This is a genomic window from Ruegeria sp. AH12 (genome assembly GCF_056541465.1).
The window spans coordinates 386,604-399,031 of record NZ_JBQFYL010000001.1 but is presented as its reverse complement, the minus strand read 5'-3'; the positions used below and the strand labels follow the sequence as shown (position 1 = coordinate 399,031).

The following is a 12,428-nucleotide window of genomic DNA, read 5'->3' as shown; positions in this document are numbered from 1 at the left end:
AATGGCGCGCCATGCGCCGCACTGATCGCCTGTTCGATATCATCCAGATCCTGCGCGACGGCAAATTGCACCGTGCGCAGGACATCGCGGACCGGCTTGAGGTGTCGGTCCGCACGATCTACCGCGATATGGACACGCTGGTGGCTTCTGGCGTACCGGTCGAGGGTGAGCGCGGCATGGGCTATATGGTGCGCGAGCAGATCACCCTGCCCCCTTTGAACCTGACCCCGTCCGAGCTGGAGGCGCTGAACCTCGGCATGGCCATCGTCGCCGAGGCCGCCGACCCGGATCTCAAGGCCGCAGCCGAGTCCCTTGCCGAAAAAATCGACGCCGTGCTGCCCACACAGGTCGTAGCCGAGGCCGATGCCTGGAAATTCGCCGTCTACCCTTTTGCCGACGCCGCACGCGGTTTGGCCCATATGGCCCCCATCCGTGCTGCGATCAAATCACGTCAGAAACTGCACCTGTCCTATCGCCGTATCGACGGCACGTTGACCGACCGCACGATCCGCCCCCTGCATATGGAATACTGGGGCCGCGTCTGGACGCTGACCGCCTGGTGCGAGCTGCGCGATGGCTTTCGCGTTTTCCGCATCGACCTGATCGAAACGGTCACGCCCCAGCCCGAACTTTTCACGGATGAACCCGGCAAACGGCTTAGCGACTACGACCCCCAGGCGTGATCCCAGCTTCATCTGGCTAAAAATATCCCTGCGGGAGGCATGGCCCGGTACGGGCCATTTGGATCACTGCAGATAGGGCTCTGGGTCGACCGACTCAAACCCTTTGCGGACCTCGAAATGCACATAAGCGTTGTCCCCGCCTCGCAACGCGGCAATCTGTTGTCCACGCTTGACCCGGTCACCTTTCTTAACCGTGATATCGTCGACATTGGCATAGACGGTCAGCAAGTCATTCTTGTGTTTGATCACAATGATCGGCACCTGATCCGCATCCGCAGTGATCGCAGCAACGGTTCCGGCATCGGCGGCCTTTACTGGCGTGCCCGGCGCAGCTGCGATGTCGATGCCCTCGTTCTTGCCCTTCTCATAGGTCCGAATGGTTTTGCCCGTCACCGGCAAGGCCAATGCGGAGCGGCTTGCGTTGCTGGGGGCCTCTGCTGTCACATCAGGGGCCTCCGGTGCTTCGCTGCGGGGTTCGACCTGTTCGTCCGGCAAGGGTTGCGTGGCGCTCGGGGGCGTTGGGGTTGGGGAGCCTTCACCTGGCTGCGTAACGTTAGTCGCACCCGCCGCAGGCGCTGCCGGAGCGGCCCCGCGCGGAGCTGGCTGGTTCTTGACCGGGATAAGAAGGTACTGACCTTCGCGGATTGCGAAATCCGGACCCAGCCCGTTCCACTCGGCCAGCGATTCAACAGGTACTTGGTACAGACGCGAAATCGTATAGGCCGTCTCGCCCCGCTTCACCTTATGCTGAATTGGTTCGGGCCCGGTCGGCGTTGGTGCCGGGGCTGCCGCCGGTTTGGCAGGTTCCAGTGTTGTAGTCTGCACGCCGCCCGTTTCGGGGGCCTGATCGATGGCGGACCCGGCAATCGAGGCGATATCTACCCCGCTGGCCGCACCAACCGAACGCGGCAGCGCGAGGATCTCACCCTCGCGCAGCGTGTCGGTGGTTTGCAGGCCGTTGAACCGTGACAGCTCACTCTCGGGCAGCCCCACTCGGGCAGCCACATCGCGGACGGTATCGCCGCGTCGGGCCACAGCCACCTGATAATTCGGATAGGTGATGACACCACGCGCATCGGGCTTCGGGCGACTGGCGGTGGCGGATTGCGCCGCCCCTGTGGTCGAAAACCCGCCAATCTGACCGCGCAGGTCATAATCCAGTGGTCCTTCGCACCCGGCCAATATGGCCAGTGCCGCCACCCCGGTCGCACAACGGCGCATTGCCGATTTGGAAACTGCTCTCATCACGTTTGCCCTCAACACCTGCCCCTGTTTTCCGGGGTTCCGGTGACCAAACTTTCAATACCTGTTATGTCTCATCCTTCCCGAGCCCCTCAAGCAGGGGTACGAAACGGACGGACGACAATTCGTTATAGTCCAGACCATCCTCGGTGCGCGTGACCTTGATCAACTGCTGCACCGCATCCGACTGTCCTACGGGTAACACCATAATACCCCCGATTTTGAGCTGCGCCAAGAGCGGTCCCGGAGGGTCCTCTGCCGCGGCTGTCACAATGATCCGATCAAAGGGGGCTTGTTCGGGCAAACCAAAGGACCCATCCGACAGCATCGCGGTCACATTGGTCAATCCCATCTCGCGAAACAGCTGGCCGGTTTCGTTCACCAGCCGCCTGTGGCGTTCAACCGTATAGACCCGTCGGGCCAGTTTCGACAGAACCGCCGCCTGATAGCCCGAGCCTGTCCCGACCTCCAGAACCGTATCGCGTGGGCGCACATCCAGCGCCTGAGTCATCAGCCCCACGACCGAGGGCTGGCTGATCGTCTGACCACAGGCGATGGGCAGTGGCATATCCTCATAGGCACGATCCGCGAACAGCCCGGTGACAAAGCGGCCCCGATCCACTTGCTCCATCGCAGCCAGCACACGCGCGTCCGTCACCCCCCGTTTGCGCAGGGCAAACAGGAATTGCATGACGATTTCGGGGTCCAGTCCGCTCATTCGATCGACTTCAACGCCTCTAACGCATCATAGGCGGTCAGATCCGCCCGCATCGGAGTGACCGAGATATATCCGGCCAGATTGGCCGCCGCGTCCGTACCCGGCTCGGTCGGTTTGTCCTGCGGCCCACCCCGGACCCACAGAAAACGCCGACCCGAAGGTGATGTCTGTGGCTCAACCGTATGGCGTGTCTCGCGTCTGAACCCTTGGGCACAGACCTGAACACCCAGAACCTCATCCGCAGGAACGGGCGGGAAATTCACATTGTAAAACAACCGGTAATCCGTCTGATCCGCAGGATTGGCCGCCAAAATCTTGCGCACCACATCGGTGCCGTGTCGTACGGCGGCCTCAAACGGATCGGCCAGATTCCGGTTGCGCGGGCCATTGTATTGCGACAATGCAATCGCGGGCACACCCTGCAAAGCGGCCTCCATCGCGCCACCGATTGTGCCGGAATAGACGGTATTCTCGGCCGAGTTATTGCCCCGGTTGACGCCAGACAGCACCAGGTCAGGCGGCGCGTCCTTCATCACGTCATACAAACCGGCCAATACGCAATCCGCAGGCGAGCCTTCGGCGGCATAGCGACGCTCGCCCAGCTTGGCCACCATGGTCGGATGCGTATAGCTGATGCAATGTCCAACGCCCGATTGCTCGAATGCGGGGGCCACGACCCAGACCTCGCCATCCGGCCCTGCCACTTCTGCTGCAATCGCCTCAAGCACCGTCAGACCCGGCGCGTTGATCCCGTCATCATTGGTTAAAAGTATACGCATCTGCCCGATCATCCCCACGTTTCGCCCTTGATAGACCCGCCCTTGCGTTGCGGCAAGCAAGGCGCGCACGCAATCTGAGGCTTTCGCGCACCACTTAGACGGAAACTGAGCGTCAGAGCGGGAAAACGAAGCAGCGATCGCGGCGGATCGTCAGCCACATGACCCGCCCCGGACTGGGAACAAACACATTGGGCACTGTGGCTTTGAGGATCGAACCGTCATAGTCCATGCGAAACTCGACCAGGCTTTCATTGCCTAAAAAGCGGGCACGTTCGACAACGCCGCGCGCGGCAATCCCTTCAGTGGGCGTGGGCGATGGGCCTTTGCCATTGCGGTCGAAATCCAGCTTGATGTGCTGCGGGCGAAACACGATCTCAACCTCCGTCCCGTCGGGAATGCCAGGGGCCAGGAACTGGCCAAACGGTGTTTCTGCCAGGGCGCCGTTCACATTGGACCGCAAGACATTGACATCGCTAAAGAAGGCCACCGCCTCTTTATCCGCGGGCCGGGTGTAAACGTTGTAGGGCGCGCCCTGTTGTACGATCTTGCCCCGGCGCATGAGCGCGATCTCATCCGCCATCCGCATTGCTTCTTCGGGCTCATGTGTGACCAGCAATACCGCGGCGTCTTCCTCTTTCAGGATCGCCAGGGTTTCATCGCGAATACCATCACGCAACCGGTTGTCGAGGCCGGAAAATGGCTCGTCCATCAGCATGATCCGGGGGCGCGGCGCAAGCGCACGGGCCAATGCGACCCTTTGCTGCTCACCACCCGAAAGTTGATGCGGGAAGCCATCGATGAAGCGCATCAGATCGACCTTGCGCAGCAGCTCTTCGACGCGGGCGCGTTTCTGGTCTTTGCTGCCGGTCAGGCCAAAGGCCACATTATTGGCGACGCTCAGATGAGGGAATAGCGCAAAGTCTTGAAACATCAGGCCAATTTCGCGCCGTTCCGGCGGCACGCGAAACACGGTATCGCAGATCAGTGTGCCATCGACGTAGATTTCGCCTGCATCCTGCATCTCGACCCCGGCAATCATCCGCAGCGTGGTAGATTTGCCGCAACCCGATGGCCCAAGCAGGCAAGTCACCTGCCCCGCCTGTACGGTGAGCGAGACGTCATCCACTACAACCCGCCCGTCGAACCGGCGGGTCATGTTGCGAATTTCCAAACGAGGAGAAATTGCGTCTGCTGTCACCGATGACCCCGTAACCTTTCCCGATCAAAACCATCGGGCTTGGGCGGGGATAGCAACCCCGCCCCTTGGGCGCAAGGGATCAGCAGCAGCCGCCGGCGGTAGCCTCAGCCCCCATCGCTTCAAATGGGCTTTCACCGCCACAGCCTTCGAAAATGCCATAATGGGTCGAGAAATCGCCGATAAAGTCGAAATGGCGGGCAAAACGGGTATCTTTCAGCATCATCCAGGTATTGCCGCAGACCGGGAAGACCTTGCCGGTTTCGATGGCGTGATGGTCATCCAGTTCGAACAGATGGGGCGCGTTGGGGATGGTGCCCTTGTAGATCACGGCCTGACCGTAGTCTTCGCATGCGGGCTCCAGCGCGGGCAGTTTGAACAGACGATAGGTGGCCGACAGGAAGTTCAGCGGGGCGACGCGTTCTTCGAGCACCGGGTTTTCGATGGTCAGCGGGCGGTGGGTCACACGGCGCGGATCACCAAAACCCGCCTTGCGCGAGATCGATAGGAAGTCGTTCCAGTACAAAGCGCCGGACAGGCATTCGCCATAGAGAACCTCATCCTCGGCCATGGCTTGCGGGATACGGCGATCCGCATAGACGTCCGAGAAGTACATCTCGCCACCCTCTTTCAGCAACCGATGCGCGCCGCGCAAAACCGCCTCTTTATCAGTCGCCAGATTGATCACGCAGTTCGACACGATGATATCGAAAGAGCCCGGTTCCAGATCCAGCTCATCCAGTTTTTCGATATAGCCGTGGTGGAATTCAACATTGCCGGTGGCATAGCCAAAGACCTTGGCGTGGTAGTCCTGATGCGCACGAGCCACATCCAGCTGTTCTTGGGTCATATCGACGCCGACCACGCGTCCGCTCTCACCCACCATCGCAGACAAGGCATAGGCATCCCGGCCAGCGCCACAACCCAGATCAAGGATATGCATCCCCTCAAGGTCAAGCGGCGCGATCAGGCCGCAGCCGTAGTAGCGGGTCAGCACTTCATCATGCAGCTTCGAAAGGATTTTCTTCAGATGATCCGGCATGTCATCGGGGGTGCAGCAGGCATTGGTCTGCAAATCCGCACTGCTTTGCAGCACTTCGCCATAGTAGTTCTGCACCGATTCATGCTTCATCGCGGATGTCCTCTGTTCGATATCTGCTTAGCAGCTAGTGCAACTTTTCGGCTCGGACAATCCACCCGGCCCGATTTGACAAAACTGTGAGATGTCTCAGCCCAGCAGGTCGAAATCAACACCTGCCCGCACCTTGCCATTCACCTGAATCTCAAGCCGATGCGCACCGGGGACAAGCTGGAATGTGCTCGCGTTGGCTTTAAGCTTGTGGCGCTTTTCCAAACGCAACGCCCCGTCCTTCAAAGCAGCTTGTTTCAGCTTGTGCACTTTGGCTGAAGTTTTCCCTCCAGGTCTCTGAAAGTGAATGATATAATCCACAAGAACCGGCTGCGTACCCTGGCCTGTCAGGTCCACGGAAAACTCCAGCGCCTCTCCAATCCGCGCGTCTGCCAGTAGTTCAATGGTAACGGCCAGTTCGGCGTCAGGATCATAGCCCAGCATGGCCATCGCGCCCGGATGTCCAGCCTTCACAAGGCCACGCAGCGTGTGTCCGATCATCCAGTCCAGCTCATCCACGTTCTGCTTGCCCGCCCCTTGCCAGGCCTTAAGCTGCACCAGGACCAGATCGGGCTGTTTCTTTGAGATATCGTTCAGATGGTTGGCAACCGAGCGGGTGACATAGCGTGTTTTGTCGCCATGCAACCGATCAAGCAAAGGCATGGGATCATTCAGCTCCAACCCAATCGCCTGCCCCCAAGGCAGGCGTGGTCGCGTGCCTTCGCTGACCAATCGGCGGACATGATAGCTGTCATGTGCGCACCAGTCCTGCATCCGGTTCAGAACCAGATCAGGCCAGCGGTTCAGGAATGGGCGGATCGCCCATTCCATTGAAAACCTTTGGGTCAGTTCCTCAAACAGGTCCAGAGCATCCTCCGGCGCGTCCAGCCCAATCGCGGCCACCCATTCACCCAAAGGTGCAAAGATGAAATCCCCGAAATCATCATCCGTTTTGGTCGGGTCCAAAGGCGGTGGCAGCGCGCGCAGGATCACGGGCGCGACGTCAGGCAGTGTTCCCGGCAGCGCCGATTGCAGGCACTCTGCAATCCAAGTCATGCGCTCTTTCAGCTCCAGCTCGGTGAGGCGAGACATCACCTGCTCATGAAAGGCATCCGGATCAAAAGACGGCTCCGCCTTGGTAAAAAGCCCGGCCAGATACAGGGTTTTCTCATCATTAAACAGCTGATCTTTCAGCGAATATCCTTGTGACATGGCTACATCGTCAAGTTGGTTGCGCCGCCATCCAGCAGGATGTTCTGCCCAACGATAAACCCGGCCTGTTGCGAGCACAGAAAGGCGCAAGTGGCGCCGAATTCTGCCCGCGTGCCATAGCGACGCGCCGGGATTGTTGCAGCCCGCGCAGCCCGCGCTTCGTCGATCGAAATACTCTGCTGTGTGGCAACGCCGCTGTCGAGCGCATCTGCGCGATCCGTTGCATGAATACCCGGCAGCAGGTTGTTGATGTTAATCCCATGAGGGGCCACCTGCCGTGCCGTCCCCGCTACGTAGCCGGTCAGACCGGTGCGCGCCGCATTCGACAGGCCAAGCACGGCAATCGGTGCGCGCACAGATTGCGAGGTTATATTGACCACCCTGCCCCAGCCTTTGTCCATCATCGCAGGCAACAGCGCTTTCATGAAGGCAATCGGCGTCAGCATATTTGCGTCCAGCGCCTTGATGAAATCATCGCGGTCCCAATCCGACCACATCCCGGGCGGAGGACCCCCGGCATTGTTGACCAGAATATCAACACCTTGCGCCGTGTCGATCACCTGAGCCTGCCCCTCCGAGGTGGTTACATCACAGGCGACGACCTGTACATCAACGCCATATGTAGAACGCAACCGTGCAGCCTCGGCCTCCAACGCATCGACACCGCGCGCATTCATCACCAGATCGACACCGGCCTCGGCCAAAGCTTCGGCACATCCCAGACCCAACCCCTTGCTGCTGGCACAAACCAAAGCACGTTTTCCTCGAATTCCCAGATCCATTCACTTCCCCTTTTCGCATCGACCAGCGGTGTCACATAGATTCAGCGCACAAGACTCACGCTTTTTCGAGCGATGTCAGTATCTCAGACAGTGCGTTGAGTTCAGCGCTCTCGCCTGTCCAGTCACCCTGCTGATACAGATTTTGCACAACTTCCGCACACTGCGTGCTGCTACATGCATCAACGTCAACTAGTTTCGCTTCATGATCGGCGAGATAAGTCTCGCGGGTATTCAGATGAGCAAGGCGCATATCCAGACTATTGCGCACATCTGGCGTCAGGTCTGCCGAGTACTCTTTCAGAAACAATTCCAATTCACTGATCAGTTGCTCGGTCGCGCGACGAGCTGAACGCACCGACCGCAAAACCTGTTTGCGCGCTGAGTCCTTAAGCTCTCCGGTGCTTTGAAAGGCCTGAGCAGATTTCGTGACACGGGCGTCGACCGTTGCAATCCGACGTTGCAACAGAGCGCTTTTCTTCACCAGATCCTCGGCATCCGCTGAAAGACGCTGAGCCTTAGTCATCAGCCTGTCGCGATCACTTCCATTCCGCTGAGAACCCGCCGAGGTCGAGCCACCTCGCGATAAACCCGGTCGGTCAGGAGGGCCGTGACCCGGATGGGCAAGAACTAAATCTGATTGATGGGCAATGAATATGATAACGGCCATGAATGCCATCGCCAGTTTATTGAAAACACTGCTCATTTCCAGGCTCGGTCCTTGATGATCTGATCTGTTTAGCCAGTGGGCTGCTGCACGCAACAATAAAAATCGGCTCAAACAGATCAGAAATGTCGCCCGGCGTCAGTAGAAAAACTCCTCCCTCACGATTTTTCCATTCGCGACGTGATAAATCGCCACTTCACGCATATCGAAGCTTTCACCGGTTTCCTTTACTGTGCCCTGAACTTCGAAGATCACGGCAAAACGGTCCTCACCATGCAGGAATGGATCGCTCACTGACGCGCCCGACACCTCGTGGACGTTTTCCCACCAGTCATGCTTGCCGCCAATGCCATCGAGGCCCTGCGTTTCGCGGCCCATGCCTTGCATATCTTGTGCTTCGATGGATACGGCATCAGGCGCATAAAGCTTGGTCAGATTTTCCTTAGCCCTGTTCTCGCGGCAGCCTGCAACCAGTTCGTCAGCAATATCTTTCAAATTCATCGGTCAGCTCCATCATTTTGTTCACTATTTGTTCTTTTTGCCACAAGCAGCCGATTCGTGCCACCCCGTTTGTCTTGCCTCGGCAGGTTTCCCCACCTATACGCGCGCTTATGCTTGATACCGCTTCGAACCAACCTACCCTGCCGCCCGAGATCGCTCGTCGTCGGACATTCGCCATCATCTCGCACCCGGATGCGGGTAAAACGACGCTGACCGAGAAGTTCCTTCTGTACGGCGGTGCGATCCAGATGGCCGGTCAGGTCCGCGCCAAAGGCGAGGCGCGGCGCACACGCTCGGATTTTATGCAGATGGAGAAGGATCGGGGTATCTCGGTGTCCGCCTCGGCGATGTCGTTCGACTATCGCGACTTCCGGTTCAATCTTGTCGACACTCCCGGTCATAGCGACTTCTCGGAAGATACTTACCGCACCCTGACCGCCGTGGATGCGGCTGTGATGGTGATCGACGGTGCAAAAGGTGTCGAAAGCCAGACGCAGAAGCTGTTCGAGGTTTGCCGCCTGCGCGATCTGCCAATCCTGACTTTTTGTAACAAGATGGACCGCGAAAGCCGCGATACGTTCGAGATTATCGACGAAATTCAGGAAATGCTGGCCATCGACGTCACACCCGCCGCATGGCCCATCGGCGTGGGTCGCGACTTCATCGGCTGCTATGACATGCTGCGCGACCGGCTGGAACTGATGGACCGCGCCGACCGCAACAAAGTGGCCGAGAGCATTCAGATCGATGGTTTGGACGATCCCAAACTGGCCGAACACGTGCCCGAACATCTGCTTGAGAAACTGCTGGAAGAGGTCGAGATGGCGCGCGAATTGCTGCCTGCCCTCGATCCGCAAGCGGTTCTGGAAGGGCACATGACCCCGATCTGGTTCGGCTCTGCGATCAATTCCTTCGGAGTGAAAGAGCTCATGGAGGGCATCGGCGCCTATGGTCCGCAGCCGCAGGTTCAATCGGCTGAGCCACGCCAGATCTCCCCGGATGAAAAGAAGGTCGCCGGGTTTGTCTTCAAGGTTCAGGCCAATATGGACCCCAAGCACCGCGACCGTGTGGCCTTTGTACGCATGGCCTCGGGGCATTTCAAACGCGGCATGAAGCTGACCCATGTGCGGTCAAAAAAGCCCATGGCGATCTCGAACCCTGTGCTGTTTCTGGCATCCGACCGGGAACTGGCCGAAGAAGCCTGGGCCGGAGACATCATCGGCATCCCGAACCACGGGCAACTGCGCATTGGCGATACGCTAACCGAAGGCGAAGCGATCCGCGTGACCGGCATCCCGTCCTTCGCGCCGGAACTGCTGCAGACCGTCCGTCCGGGCGATCCAATGAAGGCCAAGCATCTGGAAAAAGCCCTGATGCAGTTTGCCGAAGAAGGTGCAGCCAAGGTGTTCAAACCCTCGATCGGCTCGGGCTTTATCGTGGGTGTCGTGGGCGCATTGCAGTTTGAAGTGCTCGCCAGCCGCATCGAGATGGAATACGGCCTGCCGGTTCGGTTCGAGGCGTCTCAGTTCACCTCGGCCCGTTGGGTCAGCGGTGAGAAGGCCGAGGTTGAGAAATTCGTCAACGCCAACAAGCAGCACATCGCTCATGACCACGACGGCGACATTGTCTATCTGACCCGCCTGCAATGGGATATTGACCGCGTCGTGCGTGACTATCCGGCGCTGAACCTGACGGCCACCAAAGAGATGATGGTTTAAGGCAAAGGGTTGATTGCACAGCAGACTCAGGCTGTGCAATCCTGCAGGCATGTGCGATGACGATCTGACCTTTCCCGGCGGCCTGCCCGACATGCTGGATGGCTATGACAAGCGCCGAACCCCGTTTGAGTTCGGCGCGAACACGCTGCCCCCGCTGGAAGCAGACCTAGAGGCACTGGCCGGACAAACCGTTCCGCAAAGTGCAACCGAATTGCCACCCTTGGACATCCAGTCATCTTGGGATCGCAAACGCGTGAAAATCGCGGAAGAGTTCATTGGACAGTCAGAACTCGCCTTTCTGAATGCCCAACTGGTTGCAAATCTGCGCAAACGGTCGTTCCCGCGCCACGCCCCTGATCTGTTTCAGCGGCTCTGGGCTGAACAATCCGCGCATCTTCTGTCTGTGCTGGACCTGCGCTGGCTCGTCTCCTCGGTCCAGACCTTCGCCGATCATGGGCAAACCCCAACACAGCGCGAGGTCGGGCAAGCCCTGCGCATGCTGTTTGGGTTGATGAAGATTTACGAATACGAACGCCTGTTTTCCGGCACGGCGCCGGAAACTGCCTATGGATCACGCAACAAGGTTCACACGTCCTTGCCCCTGCAAATGAAATCCTTCTCTTTGGATTCCGGCGGGCTGGATACCAATCTGATCGCACCCATCTGGACCAAAGCCCTGAATGACCCAACGATTGCCCCGCTTGCCGATCACTTGCTGAGCGCGTTAAACGCCGATCCCGGCACCGTGTTTCGCCGGCTGAAACATATGCGCAACCGCCGCGCGACGCTGCGGTCCCGTACATGACCCGTTGGGGTATTGTCTCGATGGTACGTGGCCGGGCCGAGGATATCCTTGGCTTTGCGGCGCATCACCTCGATCTGGGGGCGGACCGGCTTTACATCTTTCTGGACGAGCCGAACCCGGCTGCCTTTCAGGCGCTCAACCAGCATCCAAAGGTGCAGGTGCAGTCGTGCGATGAGGCGTTCTGGTCAAAACGCACGCGCGGACGCCCGGACAAGCACCAGATTCGCCAGACCTTTATCGCAACCCATACCTATCGGCGTGCCGATGTGGACTGGCTGGCCCATATCGATGTGGATGAGTTTTTGTGGACGTCAGAGCCCGTCACGGATGTGCTGGCAACAGTCGCGCCAGATATCCCCGCGGTCCGCGTGCGACCGTCAGAGGCGATGTCAGGCGGCGATGACCTGTATAAGGCACATATCCCCAAAAGCCCCACCCGCGAGGCGCTTGTGCAAGAGATCTATCCTACCTATGGCGCCTTCGTGCTGGGCGGGTTCCTGAGTCATGTGCAGGGAAAGTTGATCGTGCGTACAGGGCTGGAAAACCTCAGCTTTCGGATACACAACCTGTTTCAGAACAAGAAACTGCTGCCCTGCAAACACGAACAGCCTCAGTTTGAACTTTGCCACCGTCACGCACCGGATTGGGATCACTGGATCGCGCATTATGATTTTCGGATGACCAGAGGGTCTTACCAGCCCGGCATGTCGCCCAACGTGCCGCGCGAAAAAGGTGGCTTGAACAAGAATGAGCTGTTCAGCTGGATCAAGGATGAACAAGGCATGGACGGTCTGCGCGCCTTCTATGCCGAGATCAGCGGTCAGGACCACGATGTGCGCGCGCGATTGGAACGTTACGGCCTGATCCGGCACAGGCCATTGAACCTGAGCCAGAAAATCGCACAACATTTCCCCGGAAGTGGCTGAATTGTTGCGTAGAATCCCGCATTGACGCCTTGCATGTGCGACAGGCTGGTCTTTGTTTGACCCTGACCTACCTT

General features: G+C 58.7%; 13 protein-coding genes. 4 read left to right on the top strand and 9 right to left on the bottom strand.

The annotated features are described in order from the left end of the window. Positions 1-11 precede the first annotated feature (11 nt). Entirely contained in the window at positions 12-683 is a 672-nt protein-coding gene (locus tag ACR0EL_RS02080) for a helix-turn-helix transcriptional regulator (protein ID WP_480497789.1), read from the top strand. 63 nt (positions 684-746) lie between these two features. Here the strand turns inward: ACR0EL_RS02080 and ACR0EL_RS02075 are convergent, their stop codons facing one another. The 9 genes from ACR0EL_RS02075 to ACR0EL_RS02035 all read right to left on the bottom strand — a co-directional run bounded on the left by ACR0EL_RS02075 (position 747) and on the right by ACR0EL_RS02035 (position 8,905). After that, positions 747-1,928: a peptidoglycan DD-metalloendopeptidase family protein gene (locus tag ACR0EL_RS02075; protein ID WP_480497787.1), complete on the bottom strand. Its 1,182-nt coding sequence runs from the start codon at positions 1,926-1,928 to the stop codon at positions 747-749. Positions 1,929-1,992: 64 nt separating this feature from the next. After that, a complete protein-coding gene (locus ACR0EL_RS02070) occupies positions 1,993-2,643 on the bottom strand; it encodes a protein-L-isoaspartate(D-aspartate) O-methyltransferase (protein ID WP_480497785.1) in 651 nt (216 codons plus the stop codon). After that, positions 2,640-3,422 (bottom strand): 5'/3'-nucleotidase SurE, encoded by a 783-nt coding sequence (surE, locus tag ACR0EL_RS02065; protein WP_353006869.1) that lies wholly within the window; start codon positions 3,420-3,422, stop codon positions 2,640-2,642. The genes ACR0EL_RS02070 and surE overlap by 4 nt, the downstream gene beginning before the upstream one ends. A gap of 112 nt (positions 3,423-3,534) precedes the next feature. Beyond that, positions 3,535-4,578, bottom strand: coding sequence for an ABC transporter ATP-binding protein (locus ACR0EL_RS02060; protein ID WP_480497783.1), 1,044 nt, complete (start codon positions 4,576-4,578; stop codon positions 3,535-3,537). Positions 4,579-4,699: 121 nt separating this feature from the next. Continuing rightward, the gene (locus ACR0EL_RS02055; RefSeq protein ID WP_480497781.1) at positions 4,700-5,749 is read right to left on the bottom strand and encodes a methyltransferase domain-containing protein; all 1,050 of its coding nucleotides are present in this window, start codon (positions 5,747-5,749) and stop codon (positions 4,700-4,702) included. 96 nt (positions 5,750-5,845) lie between these two features. Beyond that, on the bottom strand, positions 5,846-6,958 hold the full coding sequence (locus ACR0EL_RS02050; protein WP_480497780.1) for a hypothetical protein: 1,113 nt from the start codon (positions 6,956-6,958) through the stop codon (positions 5,846-5,848). A gap of 2 nt (positions 6,959-6,960) precedes the next feature. Next, positions 6,961-7,740, bottom strand: a complete 780-nt coding sequence (locus ACR0EL_RS02045; protein ID WP_480497779.1) for an SDR family oxidoreductase — start codon at positions 7,738-7,740, stop codon at positions 6,961-6,963. Positions 7,741-7,795: 55 nt separating this feature from the next. Next, the gene (locus ACR0EL_RS02040; RefSeq protein ID WP_480497777.1) at positions 7,796-8,503 is read right to left on the bottom strand and encodes a hypothetical protein; all 708 of its coding nucleotides are present in this window, start codon (positions 8,501-8,503) and stop codon (positions 7,796-7,798) included. 39 nt (positions 8,504-8,542) lie between these two features. Next, complete coding sequence (locus ACR0EL_RS02035) at positions 8,543-8,905, bottom strand: SnoaL-like domain-containing protein (RefSeq protein WP_480497775.1); 363 nt, start codon at positions 8,903-8,905, stop codon at positions 8,543-8,545. A 110-nt stretch (positions 8,906-9,015) separates the two neighbouring features. Between ACR0EL_RS02035 and ACR0EL_RS02030 the strand changes: the two genes are divergently transcribed. From ACR0EL_RS02030 to ACR0EL_RS02020, 3 genes are read left to right on the top strand one after another with little or no spacing between them, the layout of a single operon-like run. Continuing rightward, a complete protein-coding gene (locus tag ACR0EL_RS02030) occupies positions 9,016-10,623 on the top strand; it encodes a peptide chain release factor 3 (RefSeq protein ID WP_353006855.1) in 1,608 nt (535 codons plus the stop codon). Positions 10,624-10,636: 13 nt separating this feature from the next. Then, positions 10,637-11,428, top strand: coding sequence for a hypothetical protein (locus ACR0EL_RS02025; protein ID WP_480497773.1), 792 nt, complete (start codon positions 10,637-10,639; stop codon positions 11,426-11,428). Next, complete coding sequence (locus ACR0EL_RS02020; protein WP_480497771.1) at positions 11,425-12,354, top strand: glycosyltransferase family 2 protein; 930 nt, start codon at positions 11,425-11,427, stop codon at positions 12,352-12,354. The genes ACR0EL_RS02025 and ACR0EL_RS02020 overlap by 4 nt, the downstream gene beginning before the upstream one ends. The last annotated feature ends 74 nt before the right edge of the window (positions 12,355-12,428 follow it).